Below are 20,329 nucleotides of genomic sequence, written 5' to 3' on the forward strand. Positions count from 1 at the left end.
GTCTCCACACGCTCCTCCCTTCCTGTCACCCCTCCTCGACGTGAACGCCGCCGCGTCTGCTGCACGGCCGCGCTGAGACCTGGGTCACAGGTGTCGGTGCCGTCCGGTGGCGTCCGGACGGCCCAGCCCCGGAACAAGCCGGCCCTCCCGACCGCTGTACAGGACATGAGCGAATACCGGATCGAGCACGACTCCATGGGTGAGGTGCGCGTCCCCGCCGACGCCAAGTGGCGGGCCCAGACCCAGCGCGCGGTCGAGAACTTCCCCATCTCGGGCCAGCGGATCGAGCGGGCGCACATCGAGGCGCTGGCCCGGATCAAGGGGGCCGCCGCGAGGGTGAACGCGCGACTCGGGGTCCTCGACAAGGACATCGCCGAGGCGATCCAGGAGGCGGCCGCCGAGGTCGCGGAGGGGCGGTGGGACGAGCAGTTCCCGGTCGACGTGTTCCAGACCGGCTCCGGCACCTCGTCCAACATGAACACCAACGAAGTGCTCGCCACCCTCGCCACCGAGCGGCTGGGCCGGGACGTGCACCCCAACGACCACGTCAACGCCTCCCAGTCGTCCAACGACGTCTTCCCGTCCTCGATCCACATCGCGGCCACCGCCGCCGTCACCCGTGACCTGGTCCCCGCCCTGGAGCACCTGGCGGCCTCGCTGGAACGCAAGTCCGAGGAGTTCGCCGACGTCGTCAAGTCGGGCCGGACCCACCTCATGGACGCCACGCCCGTCACCCTGGGCCAGGAGTTCGGGGGGTACGCGGCCCAGGTCCGGTACGGCGTCGAACGGCTGAACGCCTCGCTGCCCCGGCTCGCCGAACTGCCGCTCGGCGGCACCGCCGTCGGGACGGGCATCAACACGCCTCCCGGGTTCTCCGCCGCCGTCATCGAGGAGGTCGCCCGCGTCACCGGGCTGCCCCTGACCGAGGCCCGCGACCACTTCGAGGCCCAGGGCGCGCGGGACGGCATCGTGGAGACCAGCGGGCAGCTGCGGACCATCGCCGTCTCGCTGACGAAGATCTCCAACGACCTGCGGTGGATGGCCTCCGGGCCGCGGACCGGGCTCGCCGAGATCAGCCTGCCGGACCTGCAGCCCGGGTCGTCGATCATGCCGGGCAAGGTCAACCCGGTGATCCCCGAGGCCGTTCTCATGGTCGCCGCGCAGGTCATCGGCAACGACGCGACCGTCGCCACGGCGGGGGCGGCCGGCAACTTCGAGCTCAACGTCATGCTTCCGGTCATCGCCAAGAACGTCCTGGAGTCCGTCCGGCTGCTCGCCAACGTCGCGCGGCTGCTGGCCGACCGGACCGTCGACGGCATCGTCGCCGACCGGGAGCGGGCCCGCGAGTACGCCGAGTCCTCCCCCTCGGTGGTCACTCCGCTCAACAAGTACATCGGGTACGAGGAGGCCGCGAAGGTCGCCAAGAAGGCGCTGGCCGAGCGGCGGACCATCCGCCAGGTCGTGCTGGAGAGCGGGTACGTGGAGCGCGGGGACCTGACCGTCGAGCAACTGGACGAGGCGCTCGATGTCCTGCGGATGACGCGCCCGTAACCAATTCGCGCCCCGGCGCGAACCGTGACGCGCGCCGCAGCGTCGTATGGCCATGGCACCTAATATCTCTGCATGGCAGACGGTGGAGCGGTGAGACGAGCGGAAGCGGGCGATTCTACGGCGCACTGGGAGCCCGGGAGTCAGATCCTGTGGCGGTACCGGGAGAACGCCGGCGAGCGCTTCCACATCGCACGCCCCGTGACCGTCGTACGGGACGACGCGGAGGTGCTCGCCGTCTGGATGGCGGCCGGCACCGAGTGCGTCCGCCCGGTTCTCGCCGACGGCACACCCGTGCACCTGGAGCCGCTGGAGTCGCGCTACACCAAGCCTCGGACGGTGCAGCGCGACCGGTGGTTCGGCACGGGGGTGCTGAAGCTGGCGCGGCCCGGTCAGCCGTGGTCGGTGTGGCTGTTCTGGGATCCGGGCTGGCAGTTCAAGAACTGGTACGTGAACCTGGAGGAGCCGCTGACCCGCTGGGACGGCGGCGTGGACTCCGAGGATCACTTTCTGGACATCTCCGTTCACCCGGACCGCAGTTGGCACTGGCGCGACGAGGACGAGTTCGCGCAGGCCCAGCGGGACGGTCTGATGGACGCCCGGCTCGCCGCGCAGGTCCGGGAGGCGGGGCGGTCCGCGGTGGAGGTGATCCGCGCCTGGGGCCCGCCGTTCTCGGACGGCTGGCAGCACTGGCGCCCGGATCCGGCCTGGACGGTTCCGGCCCTGCCGGAGGACTGGGACCGCACGCCCGCGCACATGTCCACGTGAGACCCTTGCTGCGCCCCCGGGCAACAAACGTAGGATCGTCCTCCGCAAGGCACTGCGACAACTGCCCTCGCATGCGTTGGGCTTGACCGATCGTCACCGAGGGGCGGCAGGACGTGAGCGAGGGGTACGAGGACAACGCCGGTACGAGCGGCGAACAGCCCGCCGGTGACACAGGAACAGCCCCTGACCACGCGGGAATTCCGTTCCGGGGACTTGTATTCCGGGTATCGGCATTCCTGCGGGACGAACTGCACGCGCGGCGTGCAGCCCCGGACGGACGGATTCGACACGCGTGACGGAGCATCCCATCTCCTTCGAGCGCCCCCAGGCCGGCGCCGACCCCGCGGACCCCCGCGGGGCGCTCCTGCGTTCCTCGACGCACTCCCCGACACCCGCCTCACCGCCTCCCCCGCCGCGCCCCGGGGCGAACGCCTTACCCGCACAGGCACGGACCGGAGAGACGCCTTCAGGGCCCGGCACGACCGCGTCCGGCACCGCCACGCCCAGCGGGCCGGGCGGCACCCCCGCTTCGCCGGGCAACGGCGTGAAGGGTGTCGAGGACGGTGGCGAGGGTCCCGAGCACTCCCAGCCCGTCGTCGCCGAGCCCGACACCCACCGTCCGCGGCCCGCGCCCGAGAGCATCCCCGCCCAGCCTGGCACCGAGCAGCACCGCGTCCCGGTGGACCGGTCCGGCCAGGAGCGCCGTACCGGACAGGGCCTGTCGCCCGGGCAGCCCACCCCGATGCGGCGGGACGGGGACCGGCTGCGCTTCGTGGGCGCCGCGACCCGGCGGATCGCCCGGGGCATCGACCTCGACGAGATCGTGATGGGGCTGTGCCGGGCCACCGTGCCGACCTTCTCCGACGCGATCCTGGTCTATCTGCGCGACCCGCTTCCGGTCGGCGACGAGCGGCCGGTAGGACCCCTCGTGCTGCGGCTGCGCCGCACGGACCGCATCCCGGAGGAGCGGGACACCGACGGCGGGTTCACCGCCCTCCAGCTGGAGCCGCCGGAGGCCTCGGGGCTCGACTCGATCGGCACCGAACTGTGCGAGGTGCGCACCGGCAGCGCCCTGGCCGAGGTGCTGCGCGGTGTGCGGCCGGTCTTCACGGACACGCCCGCCGCCCGCGCCGCCCTGCCCGAACTGCTCGGCGAGGGACACGAGTTCGTCGTACCCGGCGGCCAGCGGGCCATCCTCGCCCCGCTGCGCGGCCGGCGCCGGGTGATCGGCGCCGCGCTCTTCCTGCGCCGTCCGGAGCGCATCCCCTTCGAGGCCGACGACCTGCTGGTGGCGGCCCAGCTCGCCACGCACAGCGCGCTCGGCATCGACAAGGCCGTGCTGTACGGGCGGGAGGCGTACATCGCCGACGAGCTCCAGCGGACCATGCTGCCCGAGACGCTGCCCCGGCCGACCGGCGTACGGCTGGCGTCCCGCTATCTGCCCGCCGCGGAGACCGCGCGGGTCGGCGGTGACTGGTACGACGCCATCCCGCTGCCCGGCAGTCGGGTGGCCCTGGTGGTCGGCGACGTCATGGGGCACTCCATGACCTCCGCCGCGATCATGGGTCAGCTGCGCACCACCGCGCAGACCCTGGCCGGTCTCGACCTGCCTCCGCAGGAGGTCCTGCACCACCTCGACGAGCAGGCGCAGCGGCTGGGCACCGACCGCATGGCGACCTGCCTCTACGCCGTCTACGACCCGGTGTCGCACCGCATCACCATCGCCAACGCCGGCCATCCCCCGCCGGTGCTGCTGCACCTGGGCGGCCGGGCCGAGGTGCTGCGGGTGCCGCCGGGCGCGCCGATCGGTGTGGGCGGCGTCGACTTCGAGGCCGTGGAGCTGGACGCGCCCGCCGGGGCGACGTTGCTGCTGTACACCGACGGGCTCGTCGAATCGCGTCTGCGGGATGTGTGGACCGGCATAGAGCAGCTGCGGGAGAAGCTGGCCGCGACCGCGCAGCTGACCGGTCCCGACCATCCGCCGCCGCTCGAGGCCCTGTGCGACGAGGTGCTCGACATGCTCGGTCCGGGTGACCGGGACGACGACATCGCGCTGCTCGCGGCCCGATTCGACGGGATCGCGCCGAGCGACGTGGCGTACTGGTTCCTGGAGCCGGAGGACGCGGCCCCCGGCCAGGCCCGGCGACTGGTGCGGCGGGCGCTGTCCCGCTGGGGTCTGGAGGAGCTGAGCGACTCGGTCGAGCTGCTGGTCAGCGAGGTCGTGACGAACGCCGTGCGCTATGCGTCCCGGCCGGTCACGCTGCGGCTGCTGCGCACCGACGTCCTGCGGTGCGAGGTCGGCGACGACGTGCCGCAGCTGCCCCGGCTGCGGCAGGCGCGTGCCACCGACGAGGGCGGACGCGGCCTGTATCTGGTGAACAAGCTGGCCAGGCGGTGGGGCGCGACCCGGTTGAGCACGGGCAAGGTGGTCTGGTTCGAGGTGAACCGCACGTAGCGAATCCTCGCGACGAGAAAGGGCGCCCGGCGTGTGCCGGGCGCCCTTTCTCATGCGCTCACTGTCCGAGGTCCGGATCGAGTGGATCCTCGGATTCGCCGTCCGTCGGCGAGGTCTCCGGATCCGTCGGCTCCTCGCTCGTCTCCGGAGCGGTCGGCGTCGATGACGTCGGCGGCTCGCTGGTGGGCGTGTCCGAGGGCGAGGGTTCGGACGTCGGCGACTTCGAGGGCGGGCTCTGCGACGGCGACGAGGTCGGCGACTGCGAGGGCGTCGCCGTCGGGGTCGGCTGCACCGCCGCGCCCTGGTCGGTCTTCAGGTCGAACTTGGTGACCTTGGTCTGCACCCCGAAGGTGTACGTCGCCCAGATCTGCGCCGGGTAGCCGCCGCCGTTGATGCGGCCGGGGCTCGGGATGAGGCCGGTCGCGCCGGTCAGGGGCACCTGGGCGTGGGACTTGTTGCTCTCGCCGAACAGGCCGACCGAGGTGACCAGGCTCGGCGTGAAGCCGGTGAACCAGGCCGACTTGTTGTTGTCGGACGTACCCGTCTTGCCCGCGACCTTCTGCCCGTCGCGCTTGGGGTTGTCCCGGACGGAGGTCCTGGCCGTACCGTCGTCGACCACGCCGGTGAGCACCGAGGTCACCGAGTCGGCGGCCTCGCGGCTGACGACCTGCTCCCCGATGGGATTCGGGAGCTGGACCTTGCGGCTGCTGTTCTGCACCGACTTGATGATCGTCGGCGTGACCTTCTTGCCGTGGTTGTCGAGGGTCGCGTAGACGCCTGCCATCTCCAGGGGGCTCGCGCCCATGGTGCCCAGGGTCTGCGCGGGCACCGCCTTCAACCCGGAGGTGTCCATGCCCAGGTCGCCCGCGACCTTGAGCACGTTGTCCATGCCGACGTCGACGCCCAGTTGCGCGAAGACGGAGTTGATGGACTTGTTCATGGCCGTCTGGACGGTGACGTCCCCGTAGTTCTGGTCGTCCTCGTTCTCCGGGGCGAAGGCGATGTCGCTGCCCTTGACGGGGCGCTTGCTCGTGCCGTCGTAGATCGTGTTGGCCGTGATCTCCTTGCCGTCCTGCGTCTCGGCGCCCTCGTCGAGGGCGGCGGCGAGGATGACCGGCTTGAAGGTGGAGGCCGGCTGGTAGTCGCGGCGGGTGGCGTTGTTCGTGAAGTGCTTCAGGTAGTCCACGCCGCCGTACATCGCGACGACCGCGCCCGTCTTCGGGTCGACCGAGACGGCCCCGGGCTGCACGTCCCCGTCGACCTTGCGCTTCTTCTTGTCCAGCTTGCTGGTCAGCTGGTCCTTGACCGACCTCTCCAGCGCCGCCTGCTTCTCCTTGTCGATGTTGAGCGTGATGGTCCAGCCGCCGGCCTCGACCATCGCCTCGGCCTGCTTGGCGTCCTCGGCGCTGCCCTGGGCGATGAGCTGCTTCTCCAGCGAGTTGTTCGCCGCGTCCACCAGGTAGCCGATCTGGCCCTTCTTGCCGGCCGAGGGCTTGGGGCCCTTGGGCACCGGGAACTTCAAGCCGTCCCGCTCGGACTTGTCCAGCCAGCCCTGCCCGACCATGTTGTCGAGGACGTAGTTCCAGCGCGCCTTGACCAGCTTCTTGCCGGTGTCGGTGGCGACGGCCCAGTCGTACTGGCTCGGCGCCTGGAGCAGCGCGGCGAGGTAGGCGCCCTGCGCCACGGTGAGCTTGCCGGCGTCGCGCCGGTAGTAGCACTGGGCGGCGGCCTGGATGCCGTAGCAACCGCGGCCGTAGTAGCTGGTGTTGATGTAGCCGGCGAGGATGTAGTCCTTGGACTTCTCGCGGTCCAGCTTGAGCGAGATGACCATTTCCTTCAGCTTGCGCGTGACGGTCTGGTCCTGGGTCAGGTAGTAGTTCTTGACGTACTGCTGGGTGATCGTCGAGCCGCCCTGCGCGCCCTTGCCGGACAGCGTGTTGAGCATGCCGCGCGCGGTGCCCTTGAGGTCGATGCCGGCGTCGTTGTAGAAGGTCTTGTTCTCGGCGGCGACGAAGGTCCGCTGGACACCCTTGGGGATCTGCGAGAGGGCCACGACCTCGCGGTTGACGTCGCCGTCCCGGGTCAGGGTCGTGCCGTCGCTGTACTTGTAGACGTTGCTCTGGAGCTTGGCGTCGGCGTTTCCGGCGGGGATGCCGATCATCATGTACAGCACGACGAAGGCGCCGATGCCGAGCAGGCACAGGCCGAAGAAGGTCCCCAGGATCTTCTTCCAGGTGAACATCCTGCGTATCAGGCTCTTGTCGCCTTTGCCCGTCTTACCGCCCCGCCCCGCCTTGGCGCTCTTCCTGGCCGCCGCCCGGCCCTGGCCGACGACGGTCGGCTCGGCTTCCATGACCGCCTGCGACGAGCGGCTCCTCGGCGCCGCGCGGCGACCACCGCGCTGCCGCGCTCGTCTCTCTTCCGCTCGCCCCATGAGTCGCTTCGCTCCGCTTCCTACTCGGCAGTCACGCACGTTCGTGGCCCAGGTCAGCTCAGAAAGCTAACACCGCTGTCTATGACAAAGGGCCCGAGATCCGGTCTTTCGCGGGGGTGAGAATCAGCACCCATGTCAACGGAACCGACGAACGACAGCGGCCGAGGGTTGCCCGGAAGGGGCGGTATCACGTTAAAGTGATATCACTTAGCTAGACCGGAGCTATGCCTCGACGGCAGCGGCTCCGCACCGACGAAACGGGGGGACCTCCATGTCCACACACGCTTCCCAGACCACCGCGGACGTACCCGAGATGCCCGCGCCCCGCGTGCGGGAGTTCACCGCGCACAGCATCGGCGGCGGGCTCGCGCTGCTGCTCGGGCTGGTCGGACTGCTGCTCGGCGCCGGGATGATCGTCGCCGCGACGGCCGTGACCGGCTCGGGCGCCAAGGCCGCGCTGATCGTCGTCGGCGTCCTGATCGGCATCGCCGCGTTCCTCGCGATGTGCGGACTGAACACGGTGGCGCCGGGCGAGGCACGGGTCGTCCAGCTCTTCGGCCGGTACCGGGGGACGATCCGCGAGGACGGCCTGCGCTGGGTGAACCCCTTCACCTCGCGGACGAAGGTCTCGACCCGCGTCCGCAACCACGAGACCGCCGTCCTCAAGGTCAACGACGCCTACGGCAACCCGATCGAGCTCGCCGCGGTCGTGGTGTGGAGGGTCGAGGACACCGCCCAGGCCACCTTCGAGGTGGACGACTTCCTGGAGTTCGTCGCCACCCAGACCGAGGCGGCCGTACGGCACATCGCGATCGAGTACCCCTACGACGCGCACGACGAGAACGGACTCTCGCTGCGCGGCAACGCCGAGGAGATCACCGAGAAGCTCGCCGTCGAACTGCACGCGCGCGTGGAGGCGGCCGGCGTGCAGATCATCGAGTCGCGGTTCACGCATCTCGCGTACGCTCCCGAGATCGCCTCGGCGATGCTCCAGCGACAGCAGGCCGGAGCGGTCGTGGCGGCCCGGCGGGAGATCGTGGACGGAGCGGTGGGGATGGTCGAGGCGGCGCTCGCCCGGATCGCCGAGCGGGGCATCGTGGAGCTGGACAGCGAACGCAAGGCGGCGATGGTGTCGAACCTGATGGTGGTGCTGTGCGGCGACCGGGCACCGCAGCCGGTCCTCAACACCGGGACCCTCTACCAGTGACGGACACCCCCGAGGGCGAAGCCCCGCAGCGTCGGCCGCAGCAGCGCAAGCAGGTGCTGCTGCGGCTGGACCCGCTGGTGCACGAGGCGCTCGCGCGCTGGGCCGGGGACGAGCTGCGGTCGGCGAACGCGCAGATCGAGTTCCTGTTGCGCCGGGCGCTGAAGGAGGCGGGCCGGCTGCCCGGCGAGGCCGGCCCGCAGCCCCGCCGCGGGCGACCGCCGAACAGCTGAGGCCGGTCGCCGACCGGTCGTCGGACAGCTGGGGCCGCTGGACAGGCCGGGCCGGTCGCCGGACAGCCGGCGTGTAGCAGAACCGTGACAATGGCGCCTCACCTGCGCGCCCGTACACCCCGCCATGATCCGCGCACTCCACGTATACATGCCGCGTATACACGCTGTGTACAGTGCTCGCATGTCCATCGGTCACACCCTCCTGGGACTCCTGGAGTCCGGGCCCCGCCACGGTTACGACCTGAAGCGGGCCTTCGACGAGACGTTCGGTCACGACCGGCCGCTGCACTACGGCCAGGTCTACTCGACGATGTCCCGGCTGCTGAAGCACGGGCTCGTCGAAGTCGACGGCATCGAGGCCGGCGGCGGCCCGGAGCGGAAGCGGTACGCGATCACCGAGGCCGGGATCACCGACGTACAGCGGTGGCTCGCGACGCCGGAGAAGCCCGAGCCGTACCTCCAGTCCACGCTCTACACCAAGGTCGTCCTCGCCCTGCTCACCCGGCGTGACGCGGCCGACATCCTCGACACCCAGCGCGCCGAGCACCTGCGGATGATGCGGATCCTCACCGACCGCAAACGCAAGGGCGATCTGGCGGACCAGCTGATCTGCGACCATGCCCTGTTCCATCTCGAGGCCGACCTGCGCTGGCTGGAGCTCACCGCGGCCCGTCTCGACAAGCTCGCCGAGGCGGTGGCCCCATGACACATCCGGCTGGTTCCCTGCTCGCGGCCGACGGCCTGCGCAAGGCCTACGGCCCCACCGTCGCCCTCGACGGCGCCGAGTTCTCCATCCACCCCGGCGAGGTCGTCGCCGTGATGGGCCCCTCCGGGTCCGGCAAGTCGACGCTGCTGCACTGTCTCGCCGGCATCGTGCCGCCCGACTCCGGCTCGATCAACTACGACGGCCGCGAGATGGCGACGATGAGCGACACCCAGCGCAGCGCGCTCAGGCGCTCGGAGTTCGGGTTCGTCTTCCAGTTCGGCCAGCTCGTGCCCGAACTCACCTGCGTGGAGAACGTGGCGCTGCCGCTGCGGCTCAACGGGACCTCCCGGAAGGAGGCCGAGCGCGCCGCCCTCACCTGGATGGAGCGGCTCGAGGTCGACGACCTGCGGGTCAAGCGGCCCGGCGAGGTGTCCGGCGGCCAGGGGCAGCGGGTCGCCGTGGCGCGGGCGCTGGTCACCGACCCGCGTGTGGTCTTCGCCGACGAGCCCACCGGCGCCCTCGACTCCCTCAACGGCGAGCGGGTGATGGAGCTGCTCACCGAGGCCGCCCGCTCGGCCAACGCGGCCGTCGTGCTCGTCACGCACGAGGCCCGGGTGGCCGCCTACTCCGACCGCGAGATCGTCGTACGGGACGGGAAGTCCCGGGACATGGAGCGCGTCGTATGACGACAGGGCAGTGGTCCAGGGATCTGGCCATGGGGGTCCGGTTCGCCTTCAGCGGCGGACGCGAGGGTTGGGTCAGGGCGCTGCTCACCGCCGTCGGGGTGGGCCTGGGGGTGGCGCTGCTGCTGCTCACCACCGCGCTCCCCAGCGCGCTGGACGTGCGCGCCCAGCGGGAGGAGGCGCGGCTGGACTACACGTGGGACTTCACCCCGAGACCCGCGGCCGACAACACCCTCGTCGTCTCCGACGTGGACACGACGTACGGGGAGGAGGACGTCCGCGGCCGGCTGCTCCAACCCGAGGGGTCGCGGGCACCGCTGCCGCCCGGGCTCGGCACGTTCCCCGCGCCGGGCGACATGGTCGTCTCCCCGGCGCTGAAGGAGCTGCTCGCCTCCGACGCCGGCGAACTGCTGCGGCAGCGACTGCCGTACCGGATCACCGGGACCATCGGGGAGCGCGGCCTGATCGGCTCGCAGGAGCTCGCCTACTACGCGGGCGCCGCAGACCTCGCGAGCCGGATCGACCCGCCCAACGTGGCCCGCATCAGCGAGTTCGGCAACCCGAACCCCAGCCCGCAGAGCACCGACCCGGTACTGGTCCTGCTCATCCTGGTGGTGTTCGTGGTGCTGCTGATGCCGGTCGGCGTGTTCATCGCCGCGGCCGTGCGTTTCGGCGGCGAGCGGCGCGACCGGCGGCTGGCGGCGCTGCGGCTGGTCGGCTCCGACAGCCGGATGGTCCGGCGGATCGCGGCCGGCGAGGCGGCCGCGGGCGCGGCGCTCGGCCTGCTCTTCGGCACGGTGTTCTTCCTGATCGGCCGTGAGATCGCGGGCTCCCTCCAGGCGTTCGGGGTCAGCGTGTTCCCGAGCTACCTCAACCCCTCGCCCGCCCTGGCCGCGCTGGTCGCGGTCACCGTCCCCGCAGCGGCGGTGCTGGTCACCCTGTTCGCGCTGCGCGGTGTGGTCATCGAACCGCTCGGCGTGGTGCGTACGGCGAGGCCGGCGCGGCGCCGGCTGTGGTGGCGGCTGCTGCTGCCGGTGGCCGGGCTCGCGATGCTCTACCCGATGTTCGGGCAGGGCCGCGACGACGGGGCGTTCAACGAGTACCTGGTGACCGGCGGCGTCCTGCTCCTGCTGGTCGGCGTCACCGCGCTGCTGCCCTGGGCCGTCGAGGCGGTGGTCGCCCGGCTGGGCGCGGGCGGCCTGGCCTGGCAACTGGCCGTCCGCAGGCTCCAGTTGAGCAGCGGCACGGCGGCCCGCATGGTCAACGGCATCGCCGTGGCGGTGGCCGGCGCGATCGCGCTGCAGATGCTGTTCGCCGGAGTGGAGTCGGACTACACGAAGGCGAGCTCGAACAACCTGACCCGGGCACAGATGCAGGTGTCGGTGCCCAGCGGGGTGTCCATGGCGAAGGTGGCCGGGGACATGGGCGAGACCAAGGGCGTTCGACGGGTGGTGGCGCTGTCCGAGGGCTCCCTGGGCGACCGGCGCAAGGACCCCGAACTGTCCGCCTCGGTCACCGTGGGCGACTGCGCGGCCCTGCGTGAGGTGGCGACGCTGCCGACGTGCCACGAGGGTGACGCCTTCGTCGTCGAGGGCGCCCCGGACGACACGGACACCTCGAAGCTGCTGAAGACCGGCCGGACGCCGTACTTCGACCCGTCCTACACCGGCGACGCCGAGCGGAACGCGGAGATCGCCTGGCCGCTGCCGAAGGACCTGAAGCGGGTGCGGCCCCGCGAGGACCCGACCGGGAACGAGCGCGGCGGCCTCCTGATCACCTCGGGGGTCCTGTCCGCGAAGGCCATGGCGACGATGCGCGGGGAGGTCTACCTCTCCCTCGACCCGGTCGTCCCGCACGCCAACGAGTACGTGCGCAACACGGCGGCCCGCATCGACCCGCTGATCGATCCGACGACGTGGTCGGCCACCGAGCGGTCCCAGCGGTTCACCTCCATCCGCACCGGCCTGTTCGTCGGCGCCGCCTGTGTGCTGGCGCTGATCGGCGCGAGCCTGCTGGTCTCCCAGCTGGAGCAGTTGCGGGACCGCAAGAAGCTGCTGTCGGCGCTGGTCGCCTTCGGCACCCGGCGCCGGACGCTGAGCCTCTCGGTGCTGTGGCAGACGGCGATCCCGGTCGCGCTGGGCCTGCTGCTCGCGGGGGCGGTCGGGCTGACGCTGGGGGCGGTGCTGCTGAAGATGACGGCCACCACGGTGAGCGTGGACTGGGCCAGCGTGCTGGCGATGGCCGGCTTCGGCGCCGCCGTCGTCCTGCTGGTGACGCTGCTCAGCCTGCCGCCGCTGCTGCGGCTGATGCGGCCGGACGGGCTGCGCACCGAGTGAGCCGTCGGCCCCTCCCCTCCCCCCGCCGGGGAAGGGAGGGGCCTCGGCGTGCTCAGAGGCTGTACTCCCGGACCACGCGCCGCACCTGGGCGAAGAGCATGCCCACGTTCACCGACTTGCGGCAGACGACGACGGCCACGACGTCCTGCTGGTCGTTCATCCGCACGAACAGATGCGTCAGGTTCTCGCTGTTGACGAGGATCTCCTGGAAGAAGTGGTTGTCGCTGGCAACCCCGCGGCGCTCCTTGAAGACGTCCTCGATCATCACGACCGTACGGCCCTGGAACAGGTCGAGGGTCGCGCCCGCCAACAGGTCCAGGACCTCCGGCGGATGGTTGTCGACGGTCTCGTACGACAGCAGCATGCCGGTGGACATGTCGACCGCGCCCGAGGCCACGCAGTCGGGGGCATCGGCTCGCAGGGCTTTGACCAGGCCCATCACCTGATCTGAGAAACCGGGGGACATTCGCTTCGTCGCCATCCCTTCACACTCCTTCCGTGGCCTTCTCGGTGAGGATCGCGTCGATGCGGTCCAAGGCCGGCTGACTCGCCGTATGCAGGCGCTCCACGTCCATCCCCTCGTCCCCCAGCACCACCATCAGCGCGGTGTCGCCGACCGCGTAGAAGGCGGCGCACCCGTGGCTGCCGTACGCCACGGTCCGGCGCAGGGCACCGCGCGAGGTCGCCTCGGAGGTACGGCGGGCGAGGCCGAGCCCGGCCGCGGCGAGGGCGGCGAGGCCCTCCGGGTCGATCGAGTCGGCGGTGTCGGCGGCGATGAGCAGTCCGTCGGCGGCCGCGACGGCCGTGTCGGTGATTCCGGTGACCTGCTCCCGCAGACCGCGCATTTCCCGCGCCAGGGCTTTGTGGTCCATACAGTCAACTTCCCTGTTCCTGTTCGTTTCCGATCGGCATGGTTATTTCGGAGCTCCGTTCCGAAGGCGGAAGAATCCGCCGGGTTTCCGGCGGGGCAACGGTGCGGGGGTCGTCGGGGGCTGCGGGGACGGACGCGGCTCCGGGAGTTCCGGCTTCCGGTGGTGCACGCCCTGGCCCTCGGGAATGGCCCGGACCGGGATCGGCGGGGGCGCCAGGGCGCACACCAGGAGTCCCTCGCCGAGCATCCGGGCGACCTCGACGGTGACCGTGTAGACCCCGCGCCCGGTACGGAAGGCGAGATCTCGGGCGGTACGGCGGCCGTCGGCGTGGGCGAGCAGTTCCTGCCGGAGTCCGGTGAGCGTGCCGACGGGCGCCGGGGCGGGGAGGGGCCGTTCACGGTCCGGTCGTACGGGCTGGGGCAGGGCGAGGATGGCGGACAGTTTGCGGGCCGCGTCCTGAAGCACCCGGGCGGCCGGTTCACCCACGGCGAGCTGCGTGAACGGCTCGTCGCCGGGCAGCCGTTCGCAGTCCCGCACCCGGCCCGCGACGATCGCGAAGGCCGCGTCGTGCAGCGCCATCGCGCAGACCACCCTGAGCTGAGCGGCCCCCGCGTACCCGTGGGTGATCAGCCCGGCCGCGGGCCAGCGCAAGCCGCCGGACTCCCGGACCAGACCGGCCCACTGCTCGCCGCTGACCCGGCCGGAGCGCAGCAGCAGCGCCTCGGGCCCCGGCGCGCCGGGACTCTCGACCGCGACCACGAGACCACCGCGCAGATGGAAGGTGCCGCCGGGCTCCCCCGAGACCCGCAGTTCCCCGGTGAACCCCTCACGCCCGCAGGCGATCAGGGTCGGCGCCAGCAAGTCCTGGCCGATCCGGTCGAGGGGATCGCGAATGCCCGACATCACTCCCCTTGGCCCATCGCACATACGCCTGACGCGTAACGCTGAGGAGGGAATGTGTATCAGCCCCCGCGCATATTCCGAGCGAAGTCTCGTTACCTGGCGCAGGCTGACGGAAGTTGAAATCCAGGGTCACCCGAAGAGCTTTGTTCGGCGCTCATTTGAACGATCGGGGAAGCTTTTCGTCGGCCTTCTCGAGCACCCGTACGGCCCGCGTGCGCGGGGCCTCGCACAGCGCGGCCCACGGTTGCTGTGCCAGGATCTGGGCACCGAGGGCGAGGACCGTGACGCGAAGGAGGCCGTGACCCGAGATGTCGCTGGATGCCCTGAAGTCCGCCCTACCGGACTACGCCAAGGATCTGAGGCGCAACCTGACCTCGGTCGTCGACGACTCCGAACTGCCCGCGCAACGGCTGTGGGGCACGGTGCTGGCGACCGCGATCGCCGCGCGCTCGCCGATCACGCTGCGCGAGCTGGCGCCGGAGGCGAGGGCGAACCTGTCGCCGGAGGCCTTCACGGCCGCCAAGACCGCGGCCGCCATGATGGCGATGACCAACGTCTTCCACCGCACCCGCCACCTCCTGTCGGACCCCGAGTACGGCACGCTGCGGGCCGGTCTGCGGATGAACGTCCTCAACAACCCCGGCGTCGACAGGGTCGACTTCGAGCTGTGGTCGTTCGCCGTGTCCGCCGTCAACGGCTGCGGCCTGTGCCTCGACTCCCACGAGCGCGTGCTCCGCAGGGCGGGCATCGGCCGGGAGGTGATCCAGGAGGCCTTCAAGATCGCCTCGGTGATCCAGGCGGTCGGCACGACGCTGGAGGCGGAAGCGGTTCTGGGGGAGTGACCCGGGTCGTACCGAGGGGTCCCGTCCACCTGCGGGTGGACGGGACCCCGTTGTTCTTCCCGCGTCCGCTTCGGCCCGCTCTCCTGCGTTCGCTTCGGACCGCTCCCCTGCGTTCGCTTCGGACCGCTCCCCTGCGTTCGCTTCGGACCGCTCCCCTGCGTTCGCTTCGGACCGCTCCCCTGCGTTCGGTTCGGACCGCGACGGTCTACGACGGCTCGGGCGGCCGCGCGGGCGCCGTCGGCTTCGTCAGCTGCGCCGACTTCGCCGGCTGCGGGTCAGGTGGCGGGGCGGCGGCCGTCTGCGCGGGCGCCGAGTCCACCGCCGTGGCGCCGTGCGGCTTCGGTGAGTACCTGAGCGCCGACTCCCGCGAGTACGTCCGCAGATAGCCCACCACCGTGTTGGTCACGGCGACCAGGGGCACCGCCACCACCGCGCCGCCGATGCCGGCGACCATGCCGCCCGCCGCCACCGACAGGACCACCGCCAGCGGGTGCACCCGTACGGCCCGGCCGAGGATGAACGGCTGGAGGATGTGGCCCTCGATCTGCTGCACGGCCAGCACGACCACCAGGGTCATGACCGCGGTGAACACACCCTGGGTGACCAGGGCCACCACCACCGCCAGCGCACCCGAGACCACCGCGCCGACCAGCGGGATGAACGCGAACAGGAAGATGAACACGGCCAGCGGGACGGCCATCGGGACGTCCAGGAAGTAGATGCCCAGACCGATGAAGATCGCGTCGATCAGCGCCACCACCACCGTGCCGCGGACGTACGCCGTCAGCGTGCGCCAGGCCCGCGGACCCGCCCCCGCGACACCCGGCCGGGCCGCCGCGGGCACCAGCTTCAGCGTCCACTCCCAGATACGCCGGCCGTCGTAGAGCAGGAAGAGGGTCGAGAAGATCGTCAGGAGGATGCCCGTGAGGGCCTCCACCACGACCGTCACGCCTTCCAGGCCCACCGACGTGATGGCGTCCGTGTTCGAACCGATCGCCTCGCGCAGGTTCTTGGCGATCTCGTTGATCTGCTTGTCCGTGACGTGGAAGGGGCTGTTCAGCAGCCACTTGCGCAGTTCGTCGATGCCGTCCTGGACCTGGTCCGAGAGGTTGTCGATGTTCTCCGCGACCTGCCAGGTCACGAACCAGCCGATCAGCCCCATGACGACGAAACCGAGAATCGCGGTCAGCACCGTGGCCAGGCTGCGCGGGAAGCCGAGCCGCCGCAGCCGCGCCACCGTCGGCTGCAGCAACGCCGTGATCAGCAGCGCGGCCACGAAGGCGAAGACCACCAGTTGCACGGCGCTGATGACCCGCATCAGCACCCAGAGCGTGCCCGCCAGCACCAGCAGCCGCCAGCCGGCCTCGGCCGCGACGCGCATGCCCCACGGCACCGCCTGGGCGGGGTCAGGCCGGGCCTCGACCACGGTCACATGGTCGGGAAGGGCCGCCTCCTCGGTGGGTGGGGGCGCCTTGTCCTCGACGTCGTCCCGCTCCGCCTCGGCGCGACGCTCGTCCAACCTCTCACCCATCTCGGTCAGTCCGGCGCCGATCCGGCCGAGCCACCCTGGCACTCGCGACATGATCCGTCCTCTTCCCCCGTCTCTCCCCACCACTCCCCCTGGAGTCGTCGCGTCGACCGTACATGGCCAAAGCCCCTCCCCCTAGGACGGGGAGGGGCTTCGCGAGGTTGAGCGGGGACCGGGGTCCGGGAGGCCTAGTAGAAGTTGTTGGCCTGCCAGAACGACCAGGCGTCACAGGGGCTGCCGTACCGCTCGTTCATGTAGTTCAGGCCCCACTTGATCTGGGTGGCCGGGTTGGTCTGCCAGTCCGCGCCGACGGACGACATCTTGGAACCCGGCAGCGCCTGGACGAGACCGTAGGCACCGGAGGAGGCGTTGACGGCCTTGTAGTTCCAGGTGGACTCGTGGTCCACGATGTTGCTGAAGCACTGGAACTGGCCGCTTCCCACGATCTGCCGCGCCATGGCCTGGACCTGGGCGACCGTGTAGGAGCTCTGGACCGGGAAGCTGGCGGAGCTGCGGCTGGCCGCGGCCTTCGTCTCGGCACGCTCCTTGGCGGCCTGGGCGGCGGCCTTGGCAGCCTTCTCGGCAGCGTCCTTCTTGTCGATCGCAGTCTGCGCGGCTGCCTTTCGGGCCGCCTCTTCGGCGTCCTTCTTGGCGCTGGCGTCTGCGGCGATGGCCTGGACGTTGGCCTGCTGCGTCAGGGACGCGGTCTGCACCTGGGCCTGCTGACCCGCGGGCATGTCCGCGAGGAGCGTCAGGTCGGTTGCCGTCGCCTCGGCGTCGTTGGGCTGAGCGGTGCTGCCCGAGGCAACTCCGACGACGCTACCGACAGCGGTGACCGCGGTGGCCGAGGCCACTGCGAATCCCCGGACCGAAATCCGGCTCACACGGTTTCCTTCCAGCATCGTCCGCTTCGGTGACCCTGGCGGACGCAATCGTGCCCCCTGACGCTGGCCTCCCACCTAAGGGTCACGGGAGGCACGGGCCCGGTGGGCAACTCCCCCTGGGGGAGCACCGCGTGGTGCACGGGCGGCATACGACGACGCTATGGAGTTGGCCGTGGTGTTTCTGTGGTGCCGTACCGCTGGGGGTACAGGTGTGTCGTATGCGGGGCCTGACAGGAGTGAGACTCTGCCGTAACCCGACGCCGCAAGGCAATTCTGAGTTGCGTGTGAAAGCTCACATCCCGTTTGCCCCAGGGGATTTCACGAAAGGCCCGCACACGCCGACGCCGCCCGGCTAGGCTCTTGGCCTTTTCGCCGGGCGGCGCCAACAAACGGGCTGCTACACCGAGTTGAGCTTGCGGATCAGATGTGGCCGTCCTCCAGCATTTCGGTCACAAGTGCCGCGATCTGGGACCTCTCGGACCGTGTCAGCGTGACGTGGGCGAAGAGCGGATGCCCCTTCAGTTTCTCCACGACGGCAACGACACCGTCGTATCGCCCGACCCGCAGATTGTCCCTTTGCGCCACATCGTGGGTCAGAACGACCCGCGAATTCGCGCCGATCCGGGACAGAACGGTGAGAAGCACATTCCGCTCGAGGGACTGGGCCTCGTCCACGATCACGAAGGCGTCGTGCAGCGACCGCCCCCGGATGTGGGTGAGCGGGAGCACTTCCAGCATCCCCCGCGCGGTGACCTCTTCGATGACCTCGCGGCTGGTGACCGCGGACAGCGTGTCGAAGACCGCCTGCGCCCAGGGGCTCATCTTCTCGGACTCGGAGCCCGGCAGATAGCCCAGCTCCTGCCCGCCCACCGCGTACAGCGGCCGGAAGACCATCACCTTCTGGTGCTGTCGGCGCTCCAGGACCGCCTCCAGACCGGCGCACAGCGCGAGCGCCGACTTGCCGGTGCCGGCCCGGCCGCCCATCGACACGATGCCGATGTCCGGATCGAGCAGGATGTCCAGCGCGATGCGCTGCTCGGCGCTGCGGCCCTTGATGCCGAACGCCTCGCGATCGCCGCGCACCAGACGGACGTTGCCCTCGGCCGTGACCCGCCCCAGCGCCTTGCCCCGCTCCGACTGGATCGTCAGGCCGGTGTGCACGGGGAGTTCGGAGGCTTCGGGCACATAGGCGTGCCCCTCCTCGAAGAGGCTGTCCACCTGCTCCCCGGCCAGGGTCAGTTCGGACATTCCGGTCCAGCCGGACGAGCCCGTGATGGCGAGCTCCGCGCGGTACTCCTCGGCGAGGAGACCGACCGAGGACGCCTTGATCCTGAGCGGGAGGTCCTTCGACACGACCGTGACGTCGTACCCCTCGGCCTGCAGGTTGCGGGCGACCGCGAGGATGCGGGAGTCGTTGTCCCCCAGGCGGTAGCCGCTGGGCAGCACGCTGGGGTCCGAGTGGTTGAGCTCGACACGGACGGTCCCGCCGAGTTCCCCGATCGGGATGGGGGCGTCGAGGCGACCGTGCCGGACCCGGAACTCGTCGAGCAGGCGCAGGGCCTGCCGGGCGAAGTAGCCGAGCTCGGGATGGTGCCGCTTGGCCTCCAGCTCCGTGACCACGACGATGGGGAGCACGACTTCGTGCTCGTCGAAGCGGTTCAGGGCGTTCGGGTCGGCCAGCAGAACGCTGGTGTCGAGAACATAGGTGCGCCGGTCTGGCATACGGCGCTTTGTGCTGGTCACCACGGAAGGACGTACCCCCTCGGATGAGGTCGGGGAGCGACGGAGTGGAGCTGGACCGGTCGTCGGCCGCGATGCGCGGGCCGGGGACCGGCCCTCCACTGCTTCTTCCGTGCTGTGACCGCACGGCAGAGCTGGTGCAAAGGGCCTCCCGGGCGGACGGCCCCGTGCCGTCCGCTGAGATCCGACACCCGTGGTTCGGGCATCGACCTGCTTGGCTTATGCCCTCGAACATGCGCCGCCATGCCAGGGCATATGACGGCGCTCCGGTGAACTCCTTGTTACTTCCGTCCCGAGCGGGGCAAACGTTGCCCCCTTCGAGGGAATTTGTACGTCAGCCGCCGTAGCGCCGGTGGCGGGCCGCGTAGTCGCGCAGGGCGCGCAGGAAGTCGACCTTGCGGAAGGCCGGCCAGAAGACCTCACAGAAGTAGTACTCCGCGTGGGCCGTCTGCCACAGCATGAATCCGGACAGCCGCTGCTCACCGCTGGTACGGATCACGAGGTCGGGGTCGGGCTGGGCACCCGTGTAGAGGTGACGGCTGATCGCGTCGACGGTGACGGACTCGGCGAGGTCCTCCATCGACCCGCCCTTGTCGGCGGCGTCGAGAATCATCGACCGCACCGCGTCGGCGATCTCCTGGCGACCGCCGTAGCCGATGGCGACGTTCACCAGTATTCCGCCGATGTGCGCCGTGGACTCCTCGGCCTCCTTCAGCGCGGTCTGCATCGGGGAGGGCAGCAGATCGGGCGTGCCGACGTGGTGCACCCGCCAGCGGCCGTCGGCCGCGAGGGTCCGGACGACGTCCTCGATGATGCCGAGCAGCGGACCGAGTTCCTCCTGGGGCCGGTCGAAGTTGTCCGTCGACAGCAGCCAGAGGGTGACGACCTCGACGTCCGTCTCGGAGCACCAGCCGAGGAACTCCTCGATCTTCTCGGCGCCCGCACGGTGACCGTGGACCGTGGTGGAACCCGCGGCCTTCGCCCAGCGCCGGTTGCCGTCCATGATGACGCCGATGTGCTTGGGCACCTGAGCGTGGTCCAGGTGGCCTTCCACCCGGCGTGCGTACAGCCTGACCAGCAGGCCGCGCAGCTTGTCGCGCAGGTTCACGTGATTGTCAGCCCCTCCGTACGGATCGGACAGGCGCGGCTTCGACCGGCTCTGGCGCGGCCGAGGGCGATCCCTGTCCGTATGG

General features: G+C 70.6%; 17 protein-coding genes. 9 read left to right on the plus strand and 8 right to left on the minus strand.

All coding sequences use genetic code 11. The features are described 5' to 3' along the window. The first annotated feature begins 165 nt into the window (after positions 1–165). The 3 genes from OG985_RS18045 (at position 166) to OG985_RS18055 (ending at position 4,771) form a co-directional block, all read left to right on the plus strand. A complete protein-coding gene (locus OG985_RS18045) occupies positions 166–1,551 on the plus strand; it encodes a class II fumarate hydratase (protein WP_371669375.1) in 1,386 nt (461 codons plus the stop codon). Positions 1,552–1,623: 72 nt separating this feature from the next. Next, positions 1,624–2,316, plus strand: coding sequence for a DUF402 domain-containing protein (locus tag OG985_RS18050; protein ID WP_371669376.1), 693 nt, complete (start codon positions 1,624–1,626; stop codon positions 2,314–2,316). A 292-nt stretch (positions 2,317–2,608) separates the two neighbouring features. Further along, positions 2,609–4,771: a SpoIIE family protein phosphatase gene (locus OG985_RS18055; RefSeq protein ID WP_371669377.1), complete on the plus strand. Its 2,163-nt coding sequence runs from the start codon at positions 2,609–2,611 to the stop codon at positions 4,769–4,771. 58 nt (positions 4,772–4,829) lie between these two features. On the opposite strand, the gene OG985_RS18060 is transcribed toward OG985_RS18055, so the two are convergent. After that, entirely contained in the window at positions 4,830–7,205 is a 2,376-nt protein-coding gene (locus OG985_RS18060; RefSeq protein ID WP_371669378.1) for a transglycosylase domain-containing protein, read from the minus strand. A 271-nt stretch (positions 7,206–7,476) separates the two neighbouring features. Between OG985_RS18060 and OG985_RS18065 the strand changes: the two genes are divergently transcribed. The 5 genes from OG985_RS18065 (at position 7,477) to OG985_RS18085 (ending at position 12,367) form a co-directional block, all read left to right on the plus strand. Next, positions 7,477–8,412: an SPFH domain-containing protein gene (locus tag OG985_RS18065; protein ID WP_371669379.1), complete on the plus strand. Its 936-nt coding sequence runs from the start codon at positions 7,477–7,479 to the stop codon at positions 8,410–8,412. Then, the gene (locus OG985_RS18070; RefSeq protein ID WP_371669380.1) at positions 8,409–8,642 is read left to right on the plus strand and encodes a hypothetical protein; all 234 of its coding nucleotides are present in this window, start codon (positions 8,409–8,411) and stop codon (positions 8,640–8,642) included. Before OG985_RS18065 ends, OG985_RS18070 begins: the two co-directional genes overlap by 4 nt. Positions 8,643–8,823: 181 nt before the next feature. After that, positions 8,824–9,348 carry a PadR family transcriptional regulator gene (locus tag OG985_RS18075; protein WP_371669381.1) on the plus strand — a complete coding sequence of 175 codons (525 nt, stop codon included), beginning with the start codon at positions 8,824–8,826 and terminating at the stop codon, positions 9,346–9,348. Further along, a complete protein-coding gene (locus tag OG985_RS18080) occupies positions 9,345–10,034 on the plus strand; it encodes an ABC transporter ATP-binding protein (RefSeq protein WP_371669382.1) in 690 nt (229 codons plus the stop codon). The genes OG985_RS18075 and OG985_RS18080 overlap by 4 nt, the downstream gene beginning before the upstream one ends. Continuing rightward, positions 10,031–12,367, plus strand: a complete 2,337-nt coding sequence (locus OG985_RS18085) for an ABC transporter permease (RefSeq protein ID WP_371669383.1) — start codon at positions 10,031–10,033, stop codon at positions 12,365–12,367. Before OG985_RS18080 ends, OG985_RS18085 begins: the two co-directional genes overlap by 4 nt. Positions 12,368–12,419: 52 nt before the next feature. On the opposite strand, the gene OG985_RS18090 is transcribed toward OG985_RS18085, so the two are convergent. The 3 genes from OG985_RS18090 to OG985_RS18100 are packed head-to-tail and all read right to left on the minus strand — an operon-like array spanning position 12,420 to position 14,142. Beyond that, positions 12,420–12,848 carry a hypothetical protein gene (locus tag OG985_RS18090; protein ID WP_371669384.1) on the minus strand — a complete coding sequence of 143 codons (429 nt, stop codon included), beginning with the start codon at positions 12,846–12,848 and terminating at the stop codon, positions 12,420–12,422. Positions 12,849–12,852: 4 nt separating this feature from the next. Next, positions 12,853–13,239: a roadblock/LC7 domain-containing protein gene (locus OG985_RS18095; RefSeq protein ID WP_371669385.1), complete on the minus strand. Its 387-nt coding sequence runs from the start codon at positions 13,237–13,239 to the stop codon at positions 12,853–12,855. A 42-nt stretch (positions 13,240–13,281) separates the two neighbouring features. Continuing rightward, positions 13,282–14,142, minus strand: a complete 861-nt coding sequence (locus OG985_RS18100) for a MarR family transcriptional regulator (RefSeq protein ID WP_371669386.1) — start codon at positions 14,140–14,142, stop codon at positions 13,282–13,284. Between the two features lie 308 nt (positions 14,143–14,450). Between OG985_RS18100 and OG985_RS18105 the strand changes: the two genes are divergently transcribed. Further along, positions 14,451–14,984, plus strand: coding sequence for an alkyl hydroperoxide reductase (locus OG985_RS18105; protein ID WP_371669387.1), 534 nt, complete (start codon positions 14,451–14,453; stop codon positions 14,982–14,984). Positions 14,985–15,189: 205 nt separating this feature from the next. Here the strand turns inward: OG985_RS18105 and OG985_RS18110 are convergent, their stop codons facing one another. From OG985_RS18110 to OG985_RS18125, 4 genes are all read right to left on the minus strand, one after another. Further along, positions 15,190–16,566, minus strand: a complete 1,377-nt coding sequence (locus tag OG985_RS18110) for an AI-2E family transporter (RefSeq protein ID WP_371669388.1) — start codon at positions 16,564–16,566, stop codon at positions 15,190–15,192. Positions 16,567–16,700: 134 nt separating this feature from the next. Next, positions 16,701–17,414 (minus strand): transglycosylase SLT domain-containing protein, encoded by a 714-nt coding sequence (locus tag OG985_RS18115; protein ID WP_371669389.1) that lies wholly within the window; start codon positions 17,412–17,414, stop codon positions 16,701–16,703. Positions 17,415–17,816: 402 nt separating this feature from the next. After that, entirely contained in the window at positions 17,817–19,142 is a 1,326-nt protein-coding gene (locus OG985_RS18120; protein ID WP_371669390.1) for a PhoH family protein, read from the minus strand. Between the two features lie 328 nt (positions 19,143–19,470). Further along, a complete protein-coding gene (locus tag OG985_RS18125; protein WP_371669391.1) occupies positions 19,471–20,244 on the minus strand; it encodes an isoprenyl transferase in 774 nt (257 codons plus the stop codon). Between the last annotated feature and the right edge of the window lie 85 nt (positions 20,245–20,329).

The sequence above is a fragment of the Streptomyces sp. NBC_00289 genome (genome assembly GCF_041435115.1).
Lineage (GTDB): Bacteria > Actinomycetota > Actinomycetes > Streptomycetales > Streptomycetaceae > Streptomyces.

Excerpts from the sequence above, each read along its gene's own strand:
- OG985_RS18045 (WP_371669375.1), top strand. The coding sequence starts at position 166 with ATGAGCGAATACCGGATCGAGCACGACTCCATGGGTGAGGTGCGCGTC.
- OG985_RS18050 (WP_371669376.1), top strand. The coding sequence starts at position 1,624 with ATGGCAGACGGTGGAGCGGTGAGACGAGCGGAAGCGGGCGATTCTACG.
- OG985_RS18060 (WP_371669378.1), bottom strand. The coding sequence starts at position 7,205 with ATGGGGCGAGCGGAAGAGAGACGAGCGCGGCAGCGCGGTGGTCGCCGC.
- OG985_RS18065 (WP_371669379.1), top strand. The coding sequence starts at position 7,477 with ATGTCCACACACGCTTCCCAGACCACCGCGGACGTACCCGAGATGCCC.
- OG985_RS18075 (WP_371669381.1), top strand. The coding sequence starts at position 8,824 with ATGTCCATCGGTCACACCCTCCTGGGACTCCTGGAGTCCGGGCCCCGC.
- OG985_RS18080 (WP_371669382.1), top strand. The coding sequence starts at position 9,345 with ATGACACATCCGGCTGGTTCCCTGCTCGCGGCCGACGGCCTGCGCAAG.
- OG985_RS18085 (WP_371669383.1), top strand. The coding sequence starts at position 10,031 with ATGACGACAGGGCAGTGGTCCAGGGATCTGGCCATGGGGGTCCGGTTC.
- OG985_RS18090 (WP_371669384.1), bottom strand. The coding sequence starts at position 12,848 with ATGGCGACGAAGCGAATGTCCCCCGGTTTCTCAGATCAGGTGATGGGC.
- OG985_RS18095 (WP_371669385.1), bottom strand. The coding sequence starts at position 13,239 with ATGGACCACAAAGCCCTGGCGCGGGAAATGCGCGGTCTGCGGGAGCAG.
- OG985_RS18100 (WP_371669386.1), bottom strand. The coding sequence starts at position 14,142 with ATGTCGGGCATTCGCGATCCCCTCGACCGGATCGGCCAGGACTTGCTG.
- OG985_RS18105 (WP_371669387.1), top strand. The coding sequence starts at position 14,451 with ATGTCGCTGGATGCCCTGAAGTCCGCCCTACCGGACTACGCCAAGGAT.
- OG985_RS18110 (WP_371669388.1), bottom strand. The coding sequence starts at position 16,566 with ATGTCGCGAGTGCCAGGGTGGCTCGGCCGGATCGGCGCCGGACTGACC.
- OG985_RS18115 (WP_371669389.1), bottom strand. The coding sequence starts at position 17,414 with ATGCTGGAAGGAAACCGTGTGAGCCGGATTTCGGTCCGGGGATTCGCA.